20 protein-coding genes are annotated in these 26,194 nt (G+C 36.4%); 12 read left to right on the forward strand and 8 right to left on the reverse strand.

Features of this window, described 5'->3' with window-relative positions; translation table 11 throughout:
* The first annotated feature begins 2 nt into the window (after positions 1–2).
* The 5 genes from pbpC (at position 3) to ACIGAM_RS02575 (ending at position 8,731) form a co-directional block, all read left to right on the forward strand.
* The gene (gene pbpC, locus ACIGAM_RS02555; RefSeq protein WP_396509890.1) at positions 3–2,375 is read left to right on the forward strand and encodes a penicillin-binding protein 1C; all 2,373 of its coding nucleotides are present in this window, start codon (positions 3–5) and stop codon (positions 2,373–2,375) included.
* A 134-nt stretch (positions 2,376–2,509) separates the two neighbouring features.
* A complete protein-coding gene (locus ACIGAM_RS02560) occupies positions 2,510–3,016 on the forward strand; it encodes a GbsR/MarR family transcriptional regulator (protein WP_028377003.1) in 507 nt (168 codons plus the stop codon).
* A 10-nt stretch (positions 3,017–3,026) separates the two neighbouring features.
* Positions 3,027–4,172: an efflux RND transporter periplasmic adaptor subunit gene (locus ACIGAM_RS02565; protein ID WP_396509891.1), complete on the forward strand. Its 1,146-nt coding sequence runs from the start codon at positions 3,027–3,029 to the stop codon at positions 4,170–4,172.
* Positions 4,173–4,193: 21 nt separating this feature from the next.
* On the forward strand, positions 4,194–7,328 hold the full coding sequence (locus ACIGAM_RS02570; protein WP_396509892.1) for an efflux RND transporter permease subunit: 3,135 nt from the start codon (positions 4,194–4,196) through the stop codon (positions 7,326–7,328).
* 2 nt (positions 7,329–7,330) lie between these two features.
* Positions 7,331–8,731, forward strand: coding sequence for an efflux transporter outer membrane subunit (locus tag ACIGAM_RS02575; protein WP_396509893.1), 1,401 nt, complete (start codon positions 7,331–7,333; stop codon positions 8,729–8,731).
* 103 nt (positions 8,732–8,834) lie between these two features.
* Here the strand turns inward: ACIGAM_RS02575 and ACIGAM_RS02580 are convergent, their stop codons facing one another.
* Both ACIGAM_RS02580 and ACIGAM_RS02585 read right to left on the reverse strand, forming a co-directional pair.
* Positions 8,835–9,302 (reverse strand): CYTH domain-containing protein, encoded by a 468-nt coding sequence (locus ACIGAM_RS02580; protein ID WP_396509894.1) that lies wholly within the window; start codon positions 9,300–9,302, stop codon positions 8,835–8,837.
* Between the two features lies 1 nt (position 9,303).
* Positions 9,304–9,960: an NAD(P)H-binding protein gene (locus ACIGAM_RS02585; protein ID WP_396509895.1), complete on the reverse strand. Its 657-nt coding sequence runs from the start codon at positions 9,958–9,960 to the stop codon at positions 9,304–9,306.
* Between the two features lie 141 nt (positions 9,961–10,101).
* On the opposite strand from ACIGAM_RS02585, the gene dinB reads away from it, so the two are divergent.
* Positions 10,102–11,205, forward strand: a complete 1,104-nt coding sequence (gene dinB, locus ACIGAM_RS02590; protein ID WP_396509896.1) for a DNA polymerase IV — start codon at positions 10,102–10,104, stop codon at positions 11,203–11,205.
* Between the two features lie 61 nt (positions 11,206–11,266).
* Here dinB and pyk read toward each other — a convergent pair whose 3' ends face one another.
* The 5 genes from pyk to ACIGAM_RS02615 form a co-directional block, all read right to left on the reverse strand.
* The gene (pyk, locus tag ACIGAM_RS02595; protein ID WP_396509897.1) at positions 11,267–12,703 is read right to left on the reverse strand and encodes a pyruvate kinase; all 1,437 of its coding nucleotides are present in this window, start codon (positions 12,701–12,703) and stop codon (positions 11,267–11,269) included.
* Complete coding sequence (locus ACIGAM_RS02600; protein ID WP_396509898.1) at positions 12,703–13,191, reverse strand: IPExxxVDY family protein; 489 nt, start codon at positions 13,189–13,191, stop codon at positions 12,703–12,705. The genes pyk and ACIGAM_RS02600 overlap by 1 nt, the downstream gene beginning before the upstream one ends.
* A gap of 96 nt (positions 13,192–13,287) precedes the next feature.
* Entirely contained in the window at positions 13,288–14,034 is a 747-nt protein-coding gene (gene rnc / locus ACIGAM_RS02605) for a ribonuclease III (protein ID WP_396509899.1), read from the reverse strand.
* A 6-nt stretch (positions 14,035–14,040) separates the two neighbouring features.
* Entirely contained in the window at positions 14,041–15,294 is a 1,254-nt protein-coding gene (gene fabF / locus ACIGAM_RS02610; RefSeq protein WP_396509900.1) for a beta-ketoacyl-ACP synthase II, read from the reverse strand.
* A 19-nt stretch (positions 15,295–15,313) separates the two neighbouring features.
* Positions 15,314–15,547, reverse strand: a complete 234-nt coding sequence (locus ACIGAM_RS02615) for an acyl carrier protein (RefSeq protein ID WP_009778413.1) — start codon at positions 15,545–15,547, stop codon at positions 15,314–15,316.
* 176 nt (positions 15,548–15,723) lie between these two features.
* Between ACIGAM_RS02615 and ACIGAM_RS02620 the strand changes: the two genes are divergently transcribed.
* The 4 genes from ACIGAM_RS02620 to ACIGAM_RS02635 all read left to right on the forward strand — a co-directional run bounded on the left by ACIGAM_RS02620 (position 15,724) and on the right by ACIGAM_RS02635 (position 19,931).
* Entirely contained in the window at positions 15,724–16,293 is a 570-nt protein-coding gene (locus tag ACIGAM_RS02620; protein WP_396509901.1) for a phosphoribosylglycinamide formyltransferase, read from the forward strand.
* A 57-nt stretch (positions 16,294–16,350) separates the two neighbouring features.
* Positions 16,351–16,986, forward strand: coding sequence for a viroplasmin family protein (locus tag ACIGAM_RS02625; RefSeq protein ID WP_396510086.1), 636 nt, complete (start codon positions 16,351–16,353; stop codon positions 16,984–16,986).
* 72 nt (positions 16,987–17,058) lie between these two features.
* A complete protein-coding gene (locus tag ACIGAM_RS02630) occupies positions 17,059–17,982 on the forward strand; it encodes a PfkB family carbohydrate kinase (RefSeq protein WP_396509902.1) in 924 nt (307 codons plus the stop codon).
* Between the two features lie 50 nt (positions 17,983–18,032).
* Entirely contained in the window at positions 18,033–19,931 is a 1,899-nt protein-coding gene (locus tag ACIGAM_RS02635; protein ID WP_396509903.1) for an amidophosphoribosyltransferase, read from the forward strand.
* A 701-nt stretch (positions 19,932–20,632) separates the two neighbouring features.
* On the opposite strand, the gene ACIGAM_RS02640 is transcribed toward ACIGAM_RS02635, so the two are convergent.
* Positions 20,633–21,241, reverse strand: a complete 609-nt coding sequence (locus ACIGAM_RS02640; RefSeq protein ID WP_396509904.1) for a superoxide dismutase — start codon at positions 21,239–21,241, stop codon at positions 20,633–20,635.
* A 162-nt stretch (positions 21,242–21,403) separates the two neighbouring features.
* Here ACIGAM_RS02640 and ACIGAM_RS02645 point away from each other — a divergent pair, with 162 nt between their 5' ends.
* A complete protein-coding gene (locus ACIGAM_RS02645; protein WP_396509905.1) occupies positions 21,404–24,547 on the forward strand; it encodes a UvrD-helicase domain-containing protein in 3,144 nt (1,047 codons plus the stop codon).
* Positions 24,548–24,782: 235 nt separating this feature from the next.
* Entirely contained in the window at positions 24,783–26,159 is a 1,377-nt protein-coding gene (locus ACIGAM_RS02650) for an OmpA family protein (protein WP_396509906.1), read from the forward strand.
* Positions 26,160–26,194 lie beyond the last annotated feature (35 nt).

Below are 26,194 nucleotides of genomic sequence, written 5' to 3' on the forward strand. Positions count from 1 at the left end.
TTGTGAATAACGCAGTATTAACTACTTCTTTAATCTTCTTAAAAAGGCACCGAATATCTATTGGTGCCTTTTTAATTATTTTGCTTGTATGGCTGTTTTGCTTACCAAAACCCCTTTTTAAAGACCCTACAGCAACAGTAGTAACCAGTAAAGAAGGGCTGCTGTTAGGGGCTCGTATTGCAAATGACGGGCAGTGGCGGTTTCCTGCAAATGATAGTGTTCCTCACAGATTTGAAGTGGCTATTCTCGAGTTTGAAGATGCTTATTTTTATAAACATCCCGGTTTTAACCCCATAGCGATGAGCAAAGCCTTGTGGGCAAATCTTACTACAAAAAAACAACGAGGCGGAAGCACTTTAACCCAACAGGTTATTCGGCTTTCACGTAAAAATCCCGGGCGTACGTATTTTGAAAAACTCATTGAACTTGCAATGGCCACGAGACTTGAAGCCGGTTATCGTAAATCTGAAATTTTAAAATTATATGCCTCAAACGCACCTTTTGGAGGAAATGTAGTAGGATTAGAAAGTGCGAGCTGGCGGTATTTTGGTATTCCTGCGAGTGAGTTGAGTTGGGGGCAGGCAGCGGCGCTTGCTGTTTTACCCAATAATCCTGCATTGGTATTTCCGGGGAAAAATGAACGCGTATTTGAAGCCAAGCGTAATCGCCTTTTAAAAAAATTATACATCAAAAAACATATTGACGCAACAACGTATGAGCTGGCCTTATCTGAACAATTACCCGGAAAACCACAGGAGCTTCCAGACATTGCCCCTCATTTTACAGAACGTGTGGCTCGCCAGAAATCTGGCGAGTTTATTGAGAGTACGCTGCGCTTTAATTTACAATCTCGCTTAAATCAAATCGCAGCTGAAGCCCATTACAAATTAGATCAAAATAACATACACAATCTGGCAATTCTGGTTCTCGATGTAAATACCCGCGAGGTTTTAGGCTATATAGGCAATGCACCCACAACTGCAGAACACGCGAACTATGTAGATGTTATTACCAGTGACCGCAGCACAGGAAGCACCTTAAAACCATTTCTTTTTGCTTCTTTACTAAGCGCAGGAGAGTTACTTCCTAACACCTTAGTCGCTGATGTGCCCACAAGTATTAATGGCTATAATCCACAGAATTTTGATCGTAATTTTCAGGGAGCAGTACCAGCTTCAGAAGCTTTAGCACGCTCTTTAAATGTACCTGCGGTAAATCTGTTGCGGGACTATGGTTTAAAACGTTTTTATAATGTGCTGCAGAAACTCAATTTTAAAACCGTTACAAAACCTGCAGATTATTATGGTCTATCACTCATATTAGGCGGTGCAGAAAGTAATCTTTTGCAACTCACAAATGCTTATGCAGGTATGGCTGCAACTCTTAACTATTTTAATACTCACTCCAGCGAATACCGTGATGGCCTATTTGATGAACCGGTTTATATCTGTACTGATAAAAAACCAGCAATCGAAACCAAAAAACAACCGGAAATTGTTGATGCAGGTGCTATCTATCAAACCTTAGAAACCTTACGTGAAGTAAACCGGCCCACAGGTTCTGAAAACTGGGAGTTTTTTAATGAAGCACAGCCCATTGCCTGGAAAACTGGCACCAGCTATGGTTTTAAAGATGCGTGGGCTGTAGGAGTAACAGGTAGTTTTGCCATAGGCGTCTGGGCAGGTAATGCAGATGGCGAAGGCAGACCCGGAATTACAGGAATACAGGCAGCCGCACCCATCCTTTTTGATGTATTATCTATTTTACCCGCTTCTCCCTGGTTTCAAAAACCCTTTGATGAACTGGTAGAAGCAGAACTGTGTACGCAAAGTGGAAATCTCGCAGGGCTGTATTGCCCCGAAACAAAACTTCAATGGATTCCTAAAAAAGGCACACGTACCGAAGCCTGCACATTTCACACACAAATTTTTTTGAACAAAGAAGGTGATCATAGAGTAAATGCAGATTGTTACCCCTTAGGTGCAATGATCTCGCAATCGTGGTTTAGCCTTCCGCCGGTTTGGGAATATTATTATGCCCCTCTACATCCCGAATATAAACCACTTCCAGATTTTGAGTTGGGCTGCTTCCGCGAAAGCGAAAAAATTATGGAGTTTATTTATCCTAAACGAGGAGAAACCATTCTTATTCCTAAAGATTTTAATGATCAGCAACAAGAAGTAATTTTTAAACTTGCACACCGTAACCCAGACACAATTGTTTATTGGTATTTAGACAATACATTCATTAACAGCACCGAAACCTTTCACGAACTATCATTAGCGCTTTCTCCTGGAAGTTACATACTTTCAGCAACAGATTCTGCCGGAAACACAATCAAACAGCGCATACAGATCAAATTTGCTTCCTCTTAACTGCAAATTAATTAGAAAATATTGAAGGTCATTTTTGATTACTACAACGATACCCTTCATTTAACAAACATTTAAGTTTGCTTAGTTCGGTGATTTACGAACTAACTATAATTTTGCATTTCAGAATCTATATTATGGATCAAGAAGAACTTAAAGAATCTAAAGAACGATTAATTGAAAGTTTAGGAGTTCACATTGAGCGAAAAGATCAATTACCTCCTTTAGCTGCCAGAATCATTTCTACACTCGTGCTTACGGGTAAAAAAGGAGCCACTTTTGAGGAGCTGGTTGTGGGATTAAAAGCGAGTAAAAGCACTATTTCTACGCACCTCAACAGTCTTCAGAATTCTAAAAATATTACGTATTACACGATTTGTGGAGACCGCAAAAAATATTTCATTATGAATCCCGATGGTTTAATTATCAATATGGATAAAATGATAGCTACCTGGGAGCAAGAAATGCAATTGCATATTCAAATTATGGAATACAAGCAAAAAACAAATCAAAGCAATGTTGTAAATGATGATCTGGAGTTTGATCTGGAATTTCATAATGATTTTCTCAATTATCTGAATCAAGCAACTACTTCTATAAAGAATATACGTCAAAAATTAGCATCAAAAACAAACCAAGATTAAACCCTTAAAAATGACAAAAAGAATTTTCACTTATCTAATTCCAGTATTACTTGGAGTCACACTTGTTACTATCTCTTGTGGTGATGATAAAAATGCACAAGGTGCCGCGCAACAAGCACAAGCACAGCAAGCACCTCTATTTCCTGTGGTAAGCATCCCACAGAAAACTGTTGTAGGATATAATTCTTACCCCACAAATATTGAGGGAATAATTAATAGTGCTGTACGCGCAAAGACACAGGGATATATCTCTCAAGTTTTTATAGATGAAGGTCAACGCGTACGCAAAGGGCAAGCCCTCTTTAAACTAGAAACACAATCGCTTTCACAAGATGCAAATGCCGCACAAGCAAATGTAAATGCTGCACAGGTAGAAGTAGATAAATTGATGCCACTAGTTGAAAAAAAGATAATAAGTAACGTACAGCTAGAAACCGCTAAAGCAAAATTACAACAAGCTAAAAGCGCATATCAAAGTATTGCTGCAAACATAGGTTATGCAACTGTAAAAAGCCCTGTAGATGGCTATGCTGGTGCAATACCCTATCGGGAAGGTGATCTGGTAGGTCCGTCTGATACAACACCACTTACCACAGTTTCTGATATACAAAAGGTGTATGCCTACTTTACTATGAATGAAGCTGATTATCTAAGTTTCTTACAAAGCACCGATGGAAAAACTCTTCAGGAAAAGGTAGATAACTTCCCCCCTGTCTCGCTAGAGTTAGCTAATGGAGAAACCTATAGCGAAGAAGGAAAAATTCAAACTGTAACGGGACAAATTAATCAAAGTACAGGTACCGTAAGCTTTAGAGCAATGTTTGATAATCCAAACCAACTACTTACAAATGGTAACAGTGGGGTTGTAAAAATACCTGTTACTTATACTGATGCTGTAATAGTTCCTCAAAATGCAACTTTTGAACAACAAGGGCAGACTTTGGTATACAAATTAGATAAAGAAAATAAAGCAACTACTACTGTAATCTCAATAAAAGATGAGATAGGTAATCTTTTTGTAGTAAAAGAAGGATTATCTAAAGGTGATAAGATTATTGCTAAAGGTGTAAGCAAGTTGCGTGATGGTACAGCAATAACTCCTCAGGAAATGCCCTTTGACAGCATCGCAAAACCTGTTGAAAAATTATTTAAGTAATAAAAAATTGAAAACAGTATCATGCTAAAAACGTTTATAGATCGTCCGGTACTTTCTACCGTAATTTCGATAATAATAGTGATTCTTGGGGTTTTGGGATTAACAACCCTCCCTATAGAACAATATCCAGATATTGCACCTCCTACGGTAAAAGTAACTACAACCTACCCGGGAGCAAATGCAGAAACCATTCTTGAGAGTGTAGTTATACCTTTAGAAGAACAAATAAATGGGGTTGAAGGGATGACCTACTTGACCTCAACAGCAACAAATAATGGTACAGCAGAAATTACTGTATACTTTAATCAAGATGTAGATCCTGATATTGCTGCCGTTAACGTTCAAAACCGTGTTGCTCGTGCTAACCCCCTTTTACCTGCAGAAGTAAAACAAACAGGGGTACTCACGCAAAAACAGCAGACGAGTTCGTTAATGTTTCTTTCATTTTATACTACAAATGAAAATTACAGTTCGACCTATTTACAGAATTATTTAAAAATTAATGTAATTCCTGAACTGCAACGTGTAAGTGGTGTGGGTGATGTAAATGTATTCTCACAACAGGATTATGCCATGCGTATTTGGCTTAAACCAGAAAAACTAGCCGCATATAATTTGGTGCCTTCAGATGTTACTGCTGCGCTTCAAGAACAAAGCTTAGAAGCTGCCGCAGGTTCATTAGGAGAAAATAACGGAGAATCTTTTTCATACGTAATTAAATATGGTGGTCGATTTAAAACCGAAGAGCAATACTCTGATATAATAATTAAAGCCTTAGGTAATGGAGAATATTTAAGACTAAACGATATTGCAGATATTGAGCTAGATGCGCAGAACTACAATAAAAAGTCAATAACTTCTGGATATCCTAGTATTAACTTAGCTATTTATCAAACTAAAGGTTCTAATGCTCAGGAAATTATTTCAGAAATTAAATCAAGACTTGAAGTTCTGGAAAAAGACTTCCCTGATGGTGTAGAAACAATAATACCTTATGACACCAATGAATTTTTAAATGCTTCAATTGAGAAAGTGGTTCATACATTAATAGAGGCTTTTATTCTGGTATTTATCGTTGTTTTTATCTTTTTACAAGATTTTAGGTCTACTTTAATTCCGGCGATTGCCGTACCCGTATCTATTATAGGTACATTCTTCTTCCTTAATATTTTTGGATTCTCGATAAATTTATTAACGCTGTTTGCTCTTGTACTTGCGATAGGTATTGTAGTAGATGATGCTATTGTAGTTGTAGAAGCGGTACACGCTAAGCTTGACGAAGGGGTCAATAATGCTAAAAAGGCCACTGTAGAGGCTATGCATGACATATCTGGAGCGATTATATCTATTACTTTGGTAATGGCTGCGGTATTTGTACCGGTAACCTTTGTACAAGGCCCTACAGGAGTTTTCTATAAGCAGTTTGGTATCACGCTTATTGTAGCAATTATGATTTCTGCAATAAATGCGTTAACGCTAAGTCCGGCGTTATGTGCTTTATTTTTAAAACCACATAATGAGGAAGAGCATAAGAAGAGTTTCTTACAGCGTTTTTATGACGGATTTAACCGAGGATTCAATGCTACCATACACAGATACGGAAAGTCTCTTACTTTTCTTTATAAAAACAAATGGATAACAGCAGTAATTTTGGTGCTATCTATCGTGGGAATCTGGTGGTCTGCATCAACTACTCCTACCGGATTTATACCTAATGAAGACCGCGGAATTATCTTTGCAAATATAGAACTGCCAGCAGGTGCAACATTAGACCGCACTCACGAAGTAGACGAGTTGTTATACAACAAAATTAAAGATATGCCTGGTATAGACGCAGTGTCTATGATTGATGGTATTAGTTTATTAAGTGGTCAGGGTAACAATTACGCATTAGGTTTTATAAAACTAAAGGACTGGTCAGAACGTGAAGATGAGTCGCTTTCTACCGAAGCGCTCACAGGTAAACTATTTGGTATTGCTGCTACAATTCCAGATGCTAATATTATATTCTTTGCTCCGCCTAGTATCCCAGGATTTAGTGCTTCTGCAGGTGCAGAAGTAAATTTATTAGATCAATCGGGTGGTGAGTTTACCGATCTTGATGCAACAAATCAACAATTTATACAATCGTTGATGAAGCATCCCGAGATTCAATATGCGCAATCCTCTTTTAATACCAAATATCCGCAATATGAGATGACCATAAACGTCCCTGTTGCTAAGGATAAAGGAGTGTCGATTAGTAGTATATTTTCAACTCTGCAAGGATATATAGGAGGTGTTTATGCCGCAGATTTTGCCCGTTTTGGTAAGCAGTACCGAGTATATATACAATCCTTACCCGAAGATCGTGCAACAGAAAGTGATCTTAATAAATTGTTTGTGCGTACGGGTGATGGGGAGATGGCACCTATAACTCAATTTATTTCTTTAAAAAGAGTTTATGGCCCTCAAGCGGTAACCCGATTTAACCTGTTTAATTCTACTAAACTTACCGTTGCTATGAATCCTGGTTTTAGTACTGGTGATGCAATTAGAATTATAGAAGATGAGGTTAAAGGATTGCCTAATAATTATAATATTGCATATTCCGGGTTAACTCGTGAAGAAGTAAATGCAGGTAATCAAACTACAGTAATATTTATTTTATGTATTGTATTTGTTTACTTCTTGCTTTCGGCACAATATGAAAGTTATTTACTACCGCTATCTGTCTTACTATCATTACCATTAGGGGTTTTTGGTGCGTATTTTTCGATACGTATTATGGGACTTGAAAACAACATTTATTTTCAGATAGCACTCATAATGTTGATAGGCTTACTCGCTAAGAATGCAATTCTTATTGTAGAGTTTGCCATACAGCGGCGTAAACGTGGAGAATCTATTGTAGACTCTGCTATTGATGGTGCAAAAGCCCGTTTAAGACCAATTTTAATGACCTCTTTTGCCTTTATACTCGGGTTAATGCCACTGGTATTGGCAACTGGTGTAGGTGCAGTAGGTAACCGCTCTATAGGTACTGGTGCAGTAGGTGGTTTATTAATAGGAACATTGCTGGGAGTATTTGTAATTCCAATACTATACATATTATTCCAGTGGCTTCAGGAAAAAATTACTGGAGCTCCAACCCCTAAAACTGAAGAAACTCACTAATTATGAAAAAACAAATTGTATATAGATTTTTCCTTTTAGGAGCTGTACCATTTCTACTTGCGTCTTGCTTTGCTGCTAAAGATTATGAGCGACCAGAAGAAATTATCAACGATCTTAATTTTCGCACAGATAATATCGCGGCAGACAGCTCTAATGTGTCTATGGTTGTCTGGCAGGATCTTTTTACAGATCCTTTGCTTCAACAACATATACAGGAAGGACTGGAGCAGAATATAGATATTCGCGTAGCCTTACAGCAGATATTAGCTGCTCAGGCATATTTTAAACAAGGGAAGCAAGGTTATTTTCCCACTTTGAGCGTAACTCCTCAATACACACATCAAGAGCTGTCTTCAAACAGTCAGTTTGGAAATCAGTTTTCAAAACTTGACGTGTATCAACTTGCCGGAAATTTATCATGGGAAGCAGATATCTGGGGAAAAATACGCAGTAACGAACGCGCTTTTGCAGCTTCTTATTTACAAACTATTGAAGCGCACCGCGCGGTTAAAACACAGCTGATTGCTAATATCGCTTCTGCTTATTTTCAGCTTTTATCACTTGATGAGCAGTTACGTGTTACTGAAGAAACAATTGAAACCCGTAGTAGTAGTTTAGAAACTACCCGAGCGCTTAAAGAGGCAGGTAATGTTACCGAAGTAGGTGTAAAACAAACTGAGGCGCAATTATACACCGCACAAGCACTACGCCTTGACATTTTAAATCAGATACGTTTACAGGAGAATAGTTTATCTATACTTTTAGGTAAACAACCAGGACCTATATCTCGCAGCAAACTTAGTGAGCAGTCAATAACTACTCCGCTTAAAACGGGAGTGCCTGCAGAGCTTTTAAGCAATCGCCCAGATGTACGAGCTTCAGAATTTAACTTGATGAATGCCTTTGAGCTTACTAACGTAGCCCGAAGTAGTTTTTATCCTTCGTTGACGTTAACGGCTTCTGGTGGTTTTCAAAGTCTTGATTTTGAAAAATTATTTGACACAAGCTCTTTATTTGCAACAATAGTAGGTGGTTTAACTCAGCCTATATTTAATGGCCGAAAAATTCGTACACAATATGAAGTGTCACAAGCACAGCAGGAACAGGCGAAGCTTAATTTTAGAAAAACCCTTTTAACAGCTACACGCGAAGTTTCTGATGCCCTTTACTCGTATGAGATTGCCACAGAAAAACTAGAAGTTAAGAAGAACGAATTTGAAGCTTATGATATAGCTACAAGCTATTCTGAAGAACTTTTAGACAATGGTCTTGTAAATTATCTTGAAGTATTAACCGCAAGACAGAATGCCCTAAATTCTAGTCTTGATGTTGTGAATACACGATTTAATCAACTACAAGCCATAGTAAATTTATATGAAGCTTTAGGCGGTGGATTAGAATAATAAAAATTGGAGTGTCTTTTACCCCTAAGTAAATTATATATCCAAAAAAACCGGTAACCCTTTAAAGAGTGCCGGTTTTTTATTTACTACAATTTAAGCTTTTCTACCATCTGGTAAATGGGTTCTTACTAAGTTGCGAATTATAATACCGTACATCACCGGTTACCTCATCGCCCAGCCAGTCTGGTTTTATAAATTCTTCGTCAGGGTTCTTTAATTCTATTTCAGCTAACTTGAGTCCTTGATTATCATCATAAAACTCATCAACTTCATAGGTGTGCTCCCCTACCTTAACCTCATATCTCGTCTTAGAGATAGCTCCTGGTTCACATAAGAGTAGAAGCTCATTTGCTTCAGTTATATTTATTTCTTTTTCCCACTCAAATCGCGTTGTGCCACTTTTATCAGACTTTCCTTTTATGGTTAAATAGCCCTTATCATTACGTATCCTTATGCGTACTGCACGAGACGGATTACTGTTTAAATAGCCTTGTTTTATTTCGCTTTGCGAAAAAGCTTCATTTTTAAAAACATCACTTTTTACTAAAAATTTACGTTCAATCTCCAGCATTCTAATTCGCTATTTTTTTTATTTCGTCAGACTCAATTCTATTTTCACTGTAAGTATTAAATGCTAAATATTGCATTGTTTGTACAATAGCCTTTGGCTTAATACTTTGATATTTTTGTAATGGACCTACTAAAAATAAGTTGAACACTTTAAAAGCACCAACAGCCAGTTTCTCAAGAGTGCGTTGTTCTTCACGATTACCGGCTAGCAATGAAGGCTGAAGAAAATACGTTTCTTTAATATTATGTTTTAAAACATCACGCTCCATTTCCCCTTTTGTTTTATTGTAAAACACACTGCTCTTAGGGTCTGCACCTAAAGCTGAAATTACAATGAGTTTAGGAATGTTATTAGCACTGCATAATTTTGCAGCAGCAACGGGTATCCCGTAGTCTATTTTTTTATATTCTTCTTTATCACTTGTCTTAGCCTGCGTCGTACCTATACAGCAAAAAACCACATCTGCTTTAAAAGCGTCTTTGTACTTTTGTAATTCAAAAAGATCAACTACGTGTTCTTCTAACTTAGGATGTGAAATACCTGATTTTCTTCTGTGAAAACTTACTAATTTATCATATCTGGCATCTGCTAAAATTGATTTTGCTAATGCCTCCCCTACTAAACCGGTGATTCCTAAAAGTAGTGCTGTTTTTCCCATTGTTACTTATTTTCAAATAATTACACTATACACAACTTGTTATATATGTATTTTGAAAACTACTAAAACCGAATTAAAATACTGCCAAATAAAACCTAAGCTATCTATAAATAATACTTAGTAGGTAACTTTACAGTTGCTATGGAAGAGTCTCCTAAAAAAAGAAAAATAATACATGTTGATATGGATGCGTTTTACGCTTCTGTAGAGCAGCTAGACAATCCTGAGCTTCGCGGTAAACCTGTTGCCGTAGGCGGCGGCTCAGAGCGCGGCGTAGTTAGCGCTGCGAGTTATGAGGCGAGAAAATATGGTGTGCGTAGCGCGATGGCCGGTGGTCTCGCTCGTAGACTGTGTCCAGAACTTATATTTGTAAAAACCCGTTTTGAACGATACCGGGAAATTAGTGCTCAAATACGTGAGGTGTTTTTTGAATACACAGACCTAGTAGAACCTTTATCACTCGATGAAGCCTACCTCGATGTAACCGAAAATAAAAAAGGCAATCCCAGCGCCAGTTTAATTGCTAAAGAAATACGAGCAAAAATTAAAGAGAAAACCGGCCTTAATGCATCTGCAGGCATCTCTGTAAATAAATTTATAGCTAAGGTTGCCAGCGATATCAACAAACCAAATGGTCAAAAAACCATAGGGCCAGAAGAGGTGATTCCGTTTTTAGAAAAACTTGATATTCGTAAATTTTACGGTGTAGGTAAAGTTACCGCTGAGAAAATGTATCAACTAGGGATTTTTACAGGGAATGATTTAAAATTAAAATCGCTAGAATACCTTCAGGATAAATTTGGCAAAAGTGGTACGTTTTACTACAATGTGGTACGCGGTATTCATAACAGCCAGGTAAAGCCAGACCGCATTCGCAAATCTCTGGGAGCCGAGCGCACGTTTAGCGAAAATATAGCTTCAGAAATATTTATGATAGAACGTCTTGAAAATATTGCAGAAGAGATAGAACGTAGACTCAAAAAATCTGATGTAGCTGGCAAGACTGTTACTTTAAAAATTAAATACAGTGATTTTACTTTAAAAACGCGCAGTAAGACTCTACCTTATTTTATACGCTCTAAGGAAGTGATTTTAGAAACCGCAAGAGAATTACTCTTTCAAGAAAAGATGGAAAACAGCGTGCGCTTACTGGGTATTACGCTTGCTAATTTAAATACTGAAGATCGGGATCATAAAAGCATAGAGCAAAAAGTCATAGCGGTACAACTCAAATTTGAATTTTAGAACTAAAAAAAGCCTTTCAATTTAAAACTGAAAGGCTTTTTAATTTTATCTAATGGGCCTTTTAGGTACCTTGAATTTCTCTAACACGCAGGGTGTTAACCATCCCTTTTTCACTAATTGGCATAGCTGCAAGGCTAATTACCATATCTCCTACTTCTAAATACCCCTGATCTCTTGCGATACGGTTAATATCACGTACTGTCTCATCTGTAGAAACAAACTTGTCGTAATAGAATGCTTTAACCCCCCAAAGTAAATTAAGTTGTGTTAAGATAATTCGGTTAGATGTAAATACAAGAATATGAGATTTTGGTCTCCACGCAGAAATTTGAAAAGCAGTATAACCACTATTTGTAAGGGTAGTAATCGCTTTTGCGTCTATCTCATTTGCCATTAAGGCTGCGTGGTAACAAATCGCTTTAGTAATGTATCTGTTAGTACGTATATGAGGTGGTGTATGTGGTACTTTAATAAGATCAGAATCTTCTACCTTACGTAAGATAGAAGACATACGCTCAATAACCTGTACCGGGTATTTACCTACTGAAGTCTCACCACTTAACATTACAGCATCTGCCCCATCCATAACCGAGTTTGCTACGTCGTTAACTTCTGCTCGTGTTGGGGTTAAACTCTCTATCATCGTTTCCATCATTTGAGTAGCGATAATAACCGGGATACGTGCTTTTTTAGCAGCAAGCACAAGTTCTTTTTGAATAAGCGGAACTTCTTCTGCAGGGATCTCAACACCCAGATCTCCACGAGCCACCATAAGACCATCACTATAAGCAACAATCTTATCTATATTTTTAACAGCTTCTGGCTTCTCTATTTTAGATATAATAGGAATTTTATGTTCTGAATGCTCTTTAATAAGATCCTGAAGTTGAATTAAATCTCCTTCATGACGTACAAATGAAAGGGCTAACCAATCTACTTTTTGGCTAATTGCAAAAATAGCATCTTCAATATCCTTTTCGGTCAGGGCCGGAAGTGAAATATTTGTGTTCGGTAGATTAACACCTTTACGAGATTTTAATGGCCCTCCCTGTATTACTACAGTTTCTACCTCATTTTCTTTATCTGTTTTAAGAACTTCAAAAATTAATTTTCCATCGTCAAGAAGTATACGCTCACCTTTATTAACATCTCTTGGGAAGTGCTGATAATTCATATAAACACGCTCCTTAGTACCTTCAAACTCTTCTTTAGTAGAGAATGTTATGATATCTCCGGGATTAACCTCAACCCCTTCTTTCATGATACCTACACGAAGTTTAGGCCCTTGTAAATCTGCAAGTATTGCTGTATTATAACCAAACTCATCGCTTAAGCTACGTATCATCTCAATACGTTCTTTAACGGCATCGTAATCTGCGTGTGAGAAGTTAATTCTAAATACATCTACACCCGCTTTAATCATTTCGTGTAGTACTTCTTTCTTACTGGTTGCGGGTCCTAGAGTTGCAACAATTTTAGTTTTCTTCTTATTTGACATTATTCAAAAATTAAATTTTGTTTAGATTTTAAGGAACTTACGTTAACATCGTAAGCCGTTATTATTTGGGATATTTGATTTAATTGATTAACCAGAGTTTGTACATTAACTTTCCCTGAATCACTTTCAATTTTCAGCAAATAATCTGCATTTTTTACTTCAGGAACTAAATTAAAGGTTTTAAAATGTTCTCCTGCAGATTCTGCAAATAGATCATTATTCAAAACCCGGGAAAAGTCCTTAAACTTGTTTTTATTGCTTATAAGTGTATAATATACATAGTTTTTTACATCATCATATTGTAATGTGGGAAAACTATACGTATCGTTCTTTGTATAATAGTTTACATCTTTTGCACATTTAAGGCGCAAGCCCGCATATTTATTAAGCATAAATGCAATGCGGTAATCTTCTAGAGAGCAATGTATTGCAATTAATGCAAAATCATATTCAAACGTATCGTCCAATAAAAGTTTTAAAGCTGCCATAGACTTATTTGAGCATCTAAATATAGTTAAAGTCTAACAGATAAATATGTCTTTAGCCTTAACTAAATGTAAAATGAGAATCAATGCTAAATTGATTTAGTTAAAACGATGCAAATCTATTTTATTCTGAAAAACGTAATAGGCTCTTTTTGCAGCTTTTTCTTCAGCTTTCTTTTTAGAAGTAGATCGTGCTTTTGCAACTTGCTTACCATCAATAGATAGCTTAACAGAAAAGTGTCGTATCACATCAAGCCCCGAATCTTCGTATGTATCAAATTCAAAATTTCGCTTTTCTTTTTGGCACCACTCAATTAAAAGGCTTTTGTAGCTAATTACCCTACCTTCTAACTTCTCAATATCTACATACGGGTCTATTACCCGCTTACCTATAAATTTACAACAGTATTTATACCCGCGATCCTGATAAATAGCACCTACAAGCGACTCAAATAAATTACCGTGCACATTTGTTCCAAAGTTTTCCTTAGGTATTGCAGCTCTCATAAGGTTCAACAAATTGAGATCTCTGCCTAATTCGTTTAAATGCTCCCTGCTCACAACTTTAGATCGCATTTTTGTAAGATATCCCTCATCTCCCTTACCTACCTCATCAAAGAGATAAGCTGCTATTACACTACCTAGCATAGCATCGCCTAAAAATTCTAAGCGTTCATAGTTAAAGGCATGGCCTTTATTGTTTTGCAAACCCATAGACCTATGTGTAAATGCTTCTTCATAGTGTCTAATGTTGCGAGGTTTAAAACCAATTATTGCCTTAATCGTGGCAAAAAAATTCCCGTCCTTTTCAGGACGGGAAGTAAATATGTTGCGAATCGCACTCATATATGATTATTCGCTAAACTTTTTGAATATGACACAAGCATTGTGACCTCCAAAACCAAATGTGTTGCTCATAGCAACATTTACCTCACGTTTTTGAGCTTTGTTCAAAGTTAGGTTTAATGAAGAATCAATATTCTCATCAACCGTCGTATGGTTTATTGTAGGTGGTACTAGACCATGTTGCATTGCTAATATTGAAGCAATAGCTTCAATAGCACCCGCAGCACCTAATAAATGACCAGTCATTGACTTGGTTGAGTTGATATTGATATCTTTAGCATGCTCTCCAAAAACTTTAGTAATTGCTTTAAGTTCTGCTACATCACCTAAGGGGGTTGAAGTCCCATGGGTATTAATAGCATCTACTTCTTCTGGTCGTATATTAGCATCGCGTAAGCAATTAAGCATTACACGCTCTACACCTATACCTTCAGGATGAGGAGCTGTCATATGATATGCATCACTAGACATACCGCCTCCGGCAATTTCTGCATAGATTTTAGCGCCTCTTGCTTTAGCGTGCTCGTATTCTTCGAGAATTAAAGCTCCTGCACCTTCTCCTAAAACAAAACCATCGCGGGTTGAGTCAAAAGGACGTGAAGCTGTTTCTGGGCTTTCGTTTCTGGTTGACAAAGCATGCATAGCGTTAAACCCGCCCATACCTGCTTTTGTTACTGCTGCTTCACTACCTCCCGTAACAATAATATCACAATGTCCTAAACGTATATAGTTTAGAGCATCTATCATTGCATTAGCAGATGATGCACAAGCTGAAACTGTCGTATAATTAGGCCCCATAAAACCATGTTTGATAGAGATATTGCCCGGGGCGATATCTGCAATCATTTTAGGTATAAAGAATGGGTTAAATCTTGGAGTACCATCACCCTGGGCAAAGTTTGTAACTTCATCCTGAAAGGTTTCCAGTCCACCAATACCAGCTCCCCAAATAACACCAACTCTAAATTTATCTACCTCGTCAAGATTTATTCCTGCATCTTTGATAGCCTGATCAGAAGATACTAATGCATACTGTGCAAAGCGATCTAGTTTACGGGCTTCTTTTCTGTCAAAGAAATCTTCGGCATTAAAATTTTTGAGCTCACAAGCGAATTTGGTTTTAAACTTCTCTGCGTCAAAATACGTAATTGGGGCACAGCCACTCTTACCTGTACTCAATCCTTCCCAATATTCTTCAATATTGTTCCCGATTGGCGTAAGCGCACCAAGACCTGTTACAACGACTCGCTTTAACTCCATAAGGTAATTTGCTTTCTTCTTATTTTGCTTCTTCTATATAGGAAATAGCTTGGCCTACAGTAGCTATATTTTCTGCCTGGTCGTCTGGAATCTGAATATCAAATTCTTTTTCAAACTCCATAATAAGCTCAACTGTATCTAACGAGTCTGCTCCTAGGTCGTTTGTGAAGCTAGCTTCTGCAACAACCTCGTTTTCATCAACGCCTAATTTATCTACGATGATGGCTTTTACTCTTGATGCAATGTCTGACATAATATTTAATTTTAAATTTTAATTAGGAGGCAAAAATAGCAAACTTTACGGTTTTACCACATTCCCTATCTAAAATGTGTCGTTAAAATAAACATTTCCTTTTTAACTTTAGATTAAAAACCTTCAAATAAAGGATAATTATACCTTGTTTTGTATCTCCTAAACACCAGTAATGTATGAAACGAATCGTAATTTTTGCATCAGGCAGTGGTACAAATGCACAGCGTATCGCAGAATATTTTGAAGATCAAAAAGAGGTAGAGGTTGCGCTCATTTTAAGCAATAAAACGACTGCAAAAGTTCTAGATCGTGCCACAAATCTCAATATTAGCGGCTTTAGTTTTAACAGAACGGCGTTTTATAAAAGAGATCACGTTCTAAATCTTATTAATTCTGTAAAGCCAGATTTAATTGTTCTAGCAGGTTTTTTATGGTTATTTCCTACTTCAATTATAAAGCTTTATGAGGGTAAAATAATAAACATACATCCTGCGCTATTACCTGCTTATGGAGGTAAAGGAATGTATGGCACTCATGTACACAATGCTGTGGTAGCGGCAAAAGAGATTGAATCTGGTATCACTATTCATTATGTAACCGAAAATTATGATGAGGGCGCAATAATATTTCAGGCTAAGACAAAACTTGATTCAGAAGAAACGGCAGACAGTCTTGCTGCTAAAATTCACAAACTAGAATACGAGCATTTTCCCAGAGTTATTTCAGAACTTTTAGAAAAGCAGTAAACAATTAAAATATCATTGAGATTTTCACCTTGTGTGGAAATGAAAAGTAATTTTTCAATGGCTAAAAAAGAAAAGTTCTACGTTGTTTGGCAAGGGAAAAAACCAGGAATCTACACAAAGTGGAAAGATTGCAAAGCTATGATAGACGGTTTTGCTGGTGCGCAGTTTAAATCTTTTGAGTCGTTTACTGAAGCGAAAGCGGCTTATAACAAAGATTTTAAAGATGTAAAAGGAAGCTCTAAAACAAAAAAAATACTTTCCGAAGCAGAAAAACAAAAATACGGTGAGCCTAATCTGTATTCTATTGCGGTTGACGCAGCCAGTTCTGGTAATCCCGGTATTATGGAATATCGCGGCGTAGAGACTCAAACCCAAAAACAACTCTTTCATCAAGGCCCATTTAAACAAGGTACTAACAATATAGGTGAGTTTCTAGCTCTTGTTCACGGACTCGCTTTTCTGAAGAAAAATAACAGTGATCGCATCATTTACTCAGATTCCAGAATTGCTATAGGCTGGGTCAAGAAGAAAAAATGCAATACAAAACTTACTGAGAGCCCGCGCAACAAAGATGTTTATGATCTGGTTAGACGTGCCGAAAATTGGTTAAAAACAAATACATATACTACTGTAATTGTTAAATGGGAAACAAAAGCCTGGGGAGAAATTCCTGCAGATTTTGGTAGAAAGTAAGTTTAAGTTTACTCTAACGACCATTGTTTAAAATTGCACTGGCAAAACTGTATATTTGCAAAAATTATTTGAATGCAGAAAATGGTAATTGTAGGCACATGTGCCTTTGATGAAATAGAGTCTCCCTTTGGAAAAACCGGAAAAATTTTAGGTGGCGCAGGTACATATATAGGTCTTGCAGCATCTAATTTTGATATAGACCAGGCAATAGTTTCTATTGTTGGGTCTGACTTCCCTCAGGAATATATAGATATTTTAAAAGATAAAGGGATTAATATGGAAGGTCTTGAAGTTGTAAAAGATGGAAAGACGTTCTTCTGGAAAGGTCTTTACCACAATGATCTTAATTCTCGAGACACTTTAGTTACAGAGCTTAATACATTAGCAGATTTTAATCCTATTGTTCCTGAAGATTACAAAGATTCAGAAATTGTGGTTTTAGGTAATTTACACCCTTTAGTTCAACTTTCTGTGTTAGAGCAGATGAACACTAAGCCTAAACTTGCCATTTTGGACACCATGAATTTCTGGATGGACAGTGCTTTAGAAGATTTAAAAAAGGTGATCGCTCGCGTTGATGTCATAACTATAAATGATGAAGAGGCACGCCAACTAAGTGGAGAATATTCACTTGTAGTTGCCGCCCAGAAAATATCAGAAATGGGACCTCGCTTTGTAGTAATTAAAAAAGGAGAGCACGGAGCTTTACTATTTGAAGGTAGTAATATCTTTTTTGCACCTGCATTACCCTTAGAAGAAGTTTTTGACCCTACCGGAGCTGGCGATACATTTGCAGGAGGATTTGCAGGATATTTGGCAAGTTCTGGAGATCTTTCTTTTGAAAATATGAAACGAGCCATTATACACGGCTCAAATCTCGCCTCATTTTGTGTAGAAAAATTTGGCACAGAGCGAATGCAAGATTTAAAACCAGACGAAATAAACCAGCGTTTGCTAAAATTTAAAGCGTTAACGCAATTTAATATAGACCTATAAAACAACCGCGCCCTCTTCTAACGAAGGGGGCGCAAACATTTGACTAAGCTATGAGTGATGCAATTAAGCACGAATGTGGAATTTCTGTAATACGTCTTCTAAAACCTTTAGAGTATTACAAAGAGAAGTACGGCAGTGCATTTTATGGTGTAAATAAAATGTATCTAATGATGGAAAAGCAGCACAACCGCGGTCAAGATGGCGCAGGTTTTGCCAGTATCAAATTAGACGTTGCGCCGGGAGATCGTTACATAAGCAGACAACGATCTATAGCACAACAACCTATTCAAGATATTTTTGCTCAGATAAATTCAAGAATTAATGAAACACTTCTTGAGCATCCTGAATATGCAGATGATGTTGCTCTACAAAAAAAATATGTGCCATATATAGGTGAGTTGCTACTTGGGCACGTGCGTTATGGTACCTTCGGAAAAAATAGTGTTGAAAATGTACACCCATTTTTAAGACAAAATAACTGGATGCATCGCAACCTTATAGTAGCGGGTAACTTTAATATGACCAATGTTTTTCAGCTTTTTAATAAGCTTATAGAGCTAGGTCAACATCCTAAAGAAAAAGCTGATACTATTACCGTAATGGAAAAAATAGGTCACTTTCTAGATGATGCGGTTGCTAAAATTTATAAGAAGTTAAAAAAAGAAGGCTTTTCAAAATTTGAAGCTTCACCACAAATCGCAGAACGATTAAATATTGCAAAAATTCTTAAGAAAGCCTCAAGAGATTGGGATGGTGGTTACGCAATGGCCGGTTTGTTAGGTCATGGTGATGCCTTTGTGTTACGTGATCCTTCGGGGATAAGACCTGCTTATTACTATCAAGATGATGAAGTTGTAGTAGTAGCAAGTGAGCGTCCTGTAATACAAACTGTTTTTAATGCAAAATTTGAAGATGTTCAGGAATTAGATCCAGGTCATGCGATCATTATTAAAAAAAGTGGTGCAACTTCTATAGAGAAAGTTCAGGAACCTCGTGAGCGCAAAGCCTGTTCTTTTGAACGTATCTATTTCTCTAGAGGTAGTGATGCAGAAATTTATCAAGAGCGCAAAGAACTAGGTCGTTTGTTAATGCCCGAAGTTTTAAAACACATCAATCACGATACTCAAAATACCGTTTTTAGCTATATCCCCAATACTGCTGAAACTTCTTTTTATGGTATGGTTGAAGCAGCACAAGAAGAACTTGACACGCAAAAGACTGCAGAGATTCTTGAACATCGCGATACTCTTGATAAAGAAGGGTTGAATAAAATTTTAGCTAAAAAACTACGAACAGAAAAAATTGCTATTAAAGATGTTAAACTGCGCACTTTTATAACAGAAGATAGCAGTAGAGATGATCTTGTTGCACACGTTTATGATGTGACGTACGGCGTGGTAAAACCTACAGATAACCTGGTTATTATAGATGACAGTATTGTACGGGGAACAACTCTTAAAAAGAGTATTATAAAAATGTTGTCTCGCTTAAACCCTAAAAAAATTGTTGTGGTATCGTCTGCTCCTCAGATACGATATCCAGATTGTTATGGTATAGATATGGCAAAATTGCAAGATTTTATAGCTTTTAGAGCCGCTGTTGCCTTACTTGAAGAAACAAAACAAGAGCACATAATAAATGAGGTTTATGAAAAATCGTTATCTCAAATAAGTTTTGAAGATAAAGATGTTGTTAATTACGTTAAAGAAATTTATGACCCTTTCACAGACGAGCAAATTTCTAATAAGATTGCACAACTTCTTGTAGATGAAACAATACAAACAGAAGTGAGCGTTATTTATCAAAAAGTATCTAATCTACATCTAGCTTGTCCTAAGAATTTAGGAGACTGGTACTTTACTGGAGACTACCCAACTGCAGGTGGAAATCGAGTCGTAAACCGTGCATTTATCAATTATGTGGAGGGAAGTTTAAAAAGAGCATATTAAAAAGGTACTTAAACTGATAATTTCGCAGTTTATCTAAAACTTTGTTTACTGTGAATTATACGTAGTATTTTAGTTTCTACCAGAGCATAAGTAGGTTAAGTTCATGGTAGATTTGGGGCAAAAAAGGTGGATTTATCCACCTTTTTTATTTGACCCAAATCTGGGGTGACGAGCTTTCTAAAATTCCCTCTGAATAGTGAGATACAATACTATAGATCAAAAGCTGAAAACTCATTGCGGGCCGTACTCACCTTTCGGTTTATTCCACCTTTTTTATTTGACCAAATTTGGGGTGGCGAGTTTTCTAAAAAATTTCCTGAAAAACAATAGCACGGTATAACCCTGTAAATGCAAATGCCAAAAACCTACAGCGAGCCGTTTTTAGCTCTTGTCTTATTCGACCTTTTTTTTTTGACCCAAATTGGGGTGGTGAGCTTTCTAAAAATTTCCCTGAAAAACAATAGCACGGTATAACCCTGTAAATGCCAATGCCGAAAACTCATTGAGAGCCATTTTTAACTTCTGTAATGGTTCAACTTACATAAATCAGCTTTTCAGATAGTTCCTAGGTCAATTCTTTGAACTGTTCTCAACTACTGGTTTCACTAATAACTAGCATTTATAGTTTAAAACTCATTTGAAATTGAGCACAAAAAAACCCGGAATATTATTCCGGGTTCATAAAAACAAATTAATGTTTCTTATTTATTTTGAGCGTAACGGCTAGAAACCTCTTTCCAATTGATCACATTAAAGAATGCATCAATATAATCTGGACGCTTGTTTTGATATTTTAAGTAATATGCGTGTTCCCAAACATCTAAACCTAAGATTGGAGTTCCACCGCAGCCTACTTCTGGCATCAATGGGTTGTCCTGATTAGGAGTAGAACATACTTCTACTTTACCGCCTTCATGAACACAAAGCCAAGCCCAACCAGAACCGAATTGACTTCCTGCAGCGCTACTAAATTTATCTTTAAAAGCTTCAAAAGAACCATATGCGGCATTAATTGCCTCAGCTAATTCTCCTGTAGGCTCGCCGCCACCATCTGGAGACATCACATCCCAAAAAAGACTGTGGTTATAAAAACCACCACCGTTGTTACGTACAGCACTATTAGACTTATCTAGATTTATTAAGATATTCTCTATAGTTTTACCTTCAAGGTCTGTACCTTCAATAGCTGCATTTAATTTGCTTGTATAACCTGCGTGATGCTTACCGTGGTGAATTTCCATGGTTTGTGCATCTATACTAGGTTCTAGTGCATCTTTGGCATATTTTAAACTTGGAAGTTGAAATGACATTTTTATTTATTTTTTTCGTTAATATAATAGTTGTTCCCCAAAGATAGCAATTCGGCAACCGTATTTAAAACAACACGTGTTATAAAAGTCTTAAGGTTTAAATACTAATCGCTTATAACACACTCATATAATTAGTATTAACATTTTTACCATCTTGAATCTATGCAAGATCTACCCACTATCTCTATATACAATGCTTCAGCTGGCGCAGGAAAAACTTTTGCTCTAGTTAAAAATTATCTTGTGATTCTTTTTAAAAGTAAAAACGAATTCAAATACCGCCGCATACTTGCAATAACATTTACTAATAAAGCAGTTGCCGAAATGAAGTTGCGTATTGTAAACAACCTACAGGCATTTACTCATGATGATATTTTTGATAACCCGGGTCCAATGCTGCTTTCAATTGAAGAAGAAACCGGTTTAAAACGAACCGAAATTCAGCAAAAATCAAAGCGCCTCTTAAAGAATATCGTTCAGGATTTTGCATCATTTGATGTGGTAACTATAGATAATTTTACGCATCGGGTGATACGTACGTTTGCACATGATTTAAAAATTCCACAAAATTTTGAAGTTGAACTCAATACTCAGGATGTTTTAGAGCAAGCCGTAGATAAATTAATTGACAAAGCGGGTAAAGATGATTTAGTCACTCAAGTGCTTCTTGATTATGCCTTAGAGAAAATTGATAGTGACCGTAGCTGGGACATTTCTAGAGACTTCTACGAGATTAGCAGACTGCTTTTAAGTGAAAATGACCGCGCCTATTTAAAAATGCTTGAGGGTAAATCATTAAAGGATTTTGCAGACTTAAAAGAGTTTATAAAAAAAAGTTCTTCACAGCTTGAAAAAGGAATCGTAGAAAAAGCTAAATCATTGCTTGGTTTTATTGCTTCAAACGGACTTGAAGAAGGTCATTTTAAAGGAAAATATCTACCAAAGGCAGTATCTAAAATTAGTGAAGGTGTTTTTGCCGTTAATACCACTTCGGCGTGGGTTGCAAATTTGGGTGAGGAACCCATGTATACTAAAACTCAAAAGCAGCCTATAAAAGACATTTTAGACCAGATTGCACCAGAAATCGCTCTTCAATTTAATGTGATAAAACACGATATATTAAATTTGAGTTTTCAGGAAGAACTGTATAAAAAAATCACTCCGTTATCTGTTTTACAAGCAATACAAGAAGAAGTAGATAAAATTAAAGCCGAAAATAACCTCATTTTAATTTCAGACTTTAATGAACTTATTAATAAAAATATAGCCAATCAACCCACACCTTTTATCTATGAGCGATTGGGTGAACGATATGAAAATTACTTCATAGATGAGTTTCAAGATACTTCACGGTTGCAATGGGAAAATCTGGTACCCCTAATTGATAATGCCGTAAGCGTGAATCAAACTGAAGATTTATCAAACAGCCTTATGCTGGTAGGCGATCCTAAGCAGGCAATATACAGATGGCGAGGTGGCGAGGCGGCCCAGTTTATAGAATTATCTAACGGTCAAAATCCGTTTCAGAATGAAAATAAAGACGTAATTAATCTTCCGTTTAATTATAGAAGTTATGATGAGATTATAACATTTAACAATACATTCTTTAGCAAGCTTGCAGACGTTTTTGAAAATGTAGATTATAAAAAAATCTACACAGAAGGTAATGCACAACGCGTAAATACAAAACAAGGTGGCTGTGTTTCAATTTCATTTATAGATGCTATAAATAAAGAAGAGGCTGTGCCTTTGTATCTTGATGAGGTGGTAACTACTATTAACTCGTGCCTAGCAAATGGTTTTACACTTAATGAGCTCTGCATACTAGTTAGAAAAAATTCTGAAGGTGTAGCTATAGCCCAGCGCTTACAAGAACAAAATATACCAGTAATATCAAGTGAGAGTTTACTTTTAAAGCAATCATCACAAGTACAGTTTATTGTAAACATGCTGCATTATACGATAGAGAGTGAATCTTCTGCTATAAGCATTAAGTTACTTGAATATCTTGCTGAAGAATTTCTGAATATCAAAAACAGCCATGCCTTTTATAAAAATAATCTGGCTTACAATGGCTCAGAATTATTGAAGAATGCTTTAGGTATTCATTCTGATTTTGATTTTACGCAGTGCGCAATTCTACCACTTTATGAAGCTGTAGAATATATAGTAAGAAGTTTTAAACTTCAGAAAAATGGAGGCGCCTACCTTCAATTCTTTCTAGATGCTATTTACGATTTTACACAAAAGAACTCTGGTGGTGTTCCTGAATTTATTACCTGGTGGAATCGCAAACAAGATAAGCTAAGCATAAGTACACCTCCCGCCTCAAAGGCAGTACAAATAATGACAGTTCACAAAGCTAAGGGATTAGAGTTTCCGGTAGTTATTTATCCGTTTGCAGACAGTGATTTATATCCTAGAAATTCAGATTCTTATAATTGGTATCTACCCAACGCTGATGAGTTTTTAGGTTTTAAAGCTTTATTAATTGGCCAAAAAAACGAACTCACCCAATTTAATGAGCAAACAGAAGCGCTCTACCATATAAAAAAAAGTTTACAACAACTTGATAATATTAATATTCTATATGTTGCTTTAACGCGAAGCGTTGAACAACTACACATAATAACTAATAAAGGGGCGCTTAGCAAAGCAGAGCCAAAAACATTTTCTGACCTTTTTATGAATTTTGTTATTCAAGATCCCGACTTTAATGAAGACGCCAATAATTATTCAATAGGAGTTGAAAAGCGAACCTCAAAACCAAAAGATTTAATTCATTCTTCAGAAAATTTAGAGTTAACCAGTACTTCTAAAGAAGAGCACAATCTAATAATGGTCACTCAGGCTGACTCTTTATGGAATACAGAACTCGTGGAAGCCATAAACCTAGGTAATGTCATACATGAACTGATGGAAAATATTGAAGTAGAAGAAGATGTAGACTTGGCAATCAAACGGGCATTAACTCTAGGTTTAATAGACACAACTAATCATCAGAAATTAAACAATAATTTAAAAGAACTCATAGCTAAATTAAAACCAGAAGGTTTTTTTAATCACGAACATTACATCCTAAACGAGCGGGATATAAATTTTAGAGGTAAAACTATTAGACCAGACCGTTTGGAACTTAATAATGATAATGAAGCTTGGTTATTAGACTATAAAACCGGATCAAAAAGTGAAGCGCATAGTCTACAAATAAACACCTATGCTCAAGCATTATTAGCTATGGGGTATAAAATTAAAAAGAAACTAATCGTATATCTAGATGGTGAGATTCAATTATTTATCCCTTAATTAAAACTAAAATTTATCAAAAACTTACTTATTAACAATTGTAGTGTATTTTAATGCATACATCTGAACTTCAATTAGTTATCACTATAAATACCTTATTTATAAGTTAATAAAATTTCTTGGTTTTGTATAATTCTTAATAAAGGTTTAATAAAACTTTATCAATTGCCGTTTTGTATCTAAATTTTAACAAACTACTTTTACCCCCGTATTGAATAACTTATCAATTAGAAATATGAAAAAAAGTACTAGTATATTGTTTTTGTTTTTTGCAGTATTTATAGGAGTGAATTCTGTTTTTGCTCAGGATGCAAATAACCCTTGGTATATAAGTGTAGGAGTTAACGCCGTTGACACTTATCCCGTAGATGAAGATAGCAGACCTTTAACAGGTGGGTTTCTTAATGAAATGTATAATGTAGATGACCATTGGAATATTTTACCTTCTATTTCAACTCTTTATGTAGGTCGCTACATTGGTAGTGGTTTAGCATTTGGTGTTAGAGGATCTCTTAATAAAATTGAGAAATTTGGTGATGCACCAGCTAACGATCTTGCTTATTATGCTTTAGACGGTATGTTCTCATACAGTTTCCGTGATGCTCTTTTTGGAGAAGGCGGCTGGTTTGATCCCTATTTAGGTGTAGGTGGTGGTTATGTATTTGTGGGTGATTTAGCAAGCCACGGTACTGCTAATGGTACTGTAGGATTAAAACTATGGTTAGGAGAATCTATAAGCTTAGATCTATCTACAACCTATAAGCATGCATTTGAAGACAATTATACTAAACATATGCAACACACAGCAGGTATCGGTTTTGCTTTTGGCGGAATTGATACAGATGGTGACGGCATATTTGATAAAAATGATGAGTGCCCAGATGTTCCTGGTCTAAAGGAATTTAACGGTTGTCCTGATACAGATGGTGATGGTATAAAAGATTCTGAAGATGCTTGTCCAGAAGTTGCTGGCTTACCAGAATTTAATGGTTGTCCTGATACAGATGGTGATGGTATTGCAGATCCAGATGATAAATGTCCTAACGTAGCTGGTTTACCTGCTTTAAATGGTTGTCCTGATGCTGACGGTGACGGTGTTACAGATGCAGAAGACAAATGTCCTAACGAAGCTGGTCCTGCCGCTAATGATGGTTGCCCTTACGAGGATAAAGATAATGATGGTGTATTAGATAAGGATGATGAGTGCCCTACAGTTCCTGGTACTGTAGCAAACTATGGTTGCCCTGAGGTTACTGTTGAAGTGCTAGAAGAAATTAATGTTCAAGTTAGAACTGTTCTTTTTGATTTAGCTAAAGCTACTATACGCAAAGAATCTCTTGAGACTTTAAATACTGTCGCTGGTACAATGATGGAGTATCCTAATACAAGATTTTTAATAGAAGGCCATACAGATAGTCAAGGAAGCGACGCATACAACCTTAAGCTTTCTGACGAGCGTGCAGCTTCAGTTAAAAATTATTTAATTGAAAAAGGATTACCTGCTTCAAGACTTTCTTCTGAAGGATTTGGTGAGACTAAGCCTGTTGCAAACAATGCAACTGCTGCTGGTAGACAGCAAAACCGTCGAGTTGAAATTTCACTTATAGATTAAACCTAAATGTTACTGATTAGCAACAAGTCACGTTT

Origin of the sequence: Leeuwenhoekiella sp. NPDC079379 (genome assembly GCF_044542075.1) — a bacterium.
GTDB lineage: Bacteria > Bacteroidota > Bacteroidia > Flavobacteriales > Flavobacteriaceae > Leeuwenhoekiella.

What these genes read in the sequence shown, in the direction of transcription:
- dinB (WP_396509896.1), top strand. Translation starts at nt 10,102, where the DNA reads ATGGAAGAGTCTCCTAAAAAAAGAAAAATAATACATGTTGATATGGAT.
- ACIGAM_RS02635 (WP_396509903.1), top strand. Translation starts at nt 18,033, where the DNA reads ATGAGTGATGCAATTAAGCACGAATGTGGAATTTCTGTAATACGTCTT.
- ACIGAM_RS02630 (WP_396509902.1), top strand. Translation starts at nt 17,059, where the DNA reads ATGCAGAAAATGGTAATTGTAGGCACATGTGCCTTTGATGAAATAGAG.
- ACIGAM_RS02640 (WP_396509904.1), bottom strand. Translation starts at nt 21,241, where the DNA reads ATGTCATTTCAACTTCCAAGTTTAAAATATGCCAAAGATGCACTAGAA.
- ACIGAM_RS02615 (WP_009778413.1), bottom strand. Translation starts at nt 15,547, where the DNA reads ATGTCAGACATTGCATCAAGAGTAAAAGCCATCATCGTAGATAAATTA.
- fabF (WP_396509900.1), bottom strand. Translation starts at nt 15,294, where the DNA reads ATGGAGTTAAAGCGAGTCGTTGTAACAGGTCTTGGTGCGCTTACGCCA.
- ACIGAM_RS02645 (WP_396509905.1), top strand. Translation starts at nt 21,404, where the DNA reads ATGCAAGATCTACCCACTATCTCTATATACAATGCTTCAGCTGGCGCA.
- ACIGAM_RS02580 (WP_396509894.1), bottom strand. Translation starts at nt 9,302, where the DNA reads ATGCTGGAGATTGAACGTAAATTTTTAGTAAAAAGTGATGTTTTTAAA.
- ACIGAM_RS02585 (WP_396509895.1), bottom strand. Translation starts at nt 9,960, where the DNA reads ATGGGAAAAACAGCACTACTTTTAGGAATCACCGGTTTAGTAGGGGAG.
- ACIGAM_RS02560 (WP_028377003.1), top strand. Translation starts at nt 2,510, where the DNA reads ATGGATCAAGAAGAACTTAAAGAATCTAAAGAACGATTAATTGAAAGT.
- ACIGAM_RS02625 (WP_396510086.1), top strand. Translation starts at nt 16,351, where the DNA reads ATGGCTAAAAAAGAAAAGTTCTACGTTGTTTGGCAAGGGAAAAAACCA.
- ACIGAM_RS02565 (WP_396509891.1), top strand. Translation starts at nt 3,027, where the DNA reads ATGACAAAAAGAATTTTCACTTATCTAATTCCAGTATTACTTGGAGTC.
- pyk (WP_396509897.1), bottom strand. Translation starts at nt 12,703, where the DNA reads ATGTCAAATAAGAAGAAAACTAAAATTGTTGCAACTCTAGGACCCGCA.
- ACIGAM_RS02620 (WP_396509901.1), top strand. Translation starts at nt 15,724, where the DNA reads ATGAAACGAATCGTAATTTTTGCATCAGGCAGTGGTACAAATGCACAG.
- ACIGAM_RS02570 (WP_396509892.1), top strand. Translation starts at nt 4,194, where the DNA reads ATGCTAAAAACGTTTATAGATCGTCCGGTACTTTCTACCGTAATTTCG.
- ACIGAM_RS02650 (WP_396509906.1), top strand. Translation starts at nt 24,783, where the DNA reads ATGAAAAAAAGTACTAGTATATTGTTTTTGTTTTTTGCAGTATTTATA.
- rnc (WP_396509899.1), bottom strand. Translation starts at nt 14,034, where the DNA reads ATGAGTGCGATTCGCAACATATTTACTTCCCGTCCTGAAAAGGACGGG.
- ACIGAM_RS02575 (WP_396509893.1), top strand. Translation starts at nt 7,331, where the DNA reads ATGAAAAAACAAATTGTATATAGATTTTTCCTTTTAGGAGCTGTACCA.
- ACIGAM_RS02600 (WP_396509898.1), bottom strand. Translation starts at nt 13,191, where the DNA reads ATGGCAGCTTTAAAACTTTTATTGGACGATACGTTTGAATATGATTTT.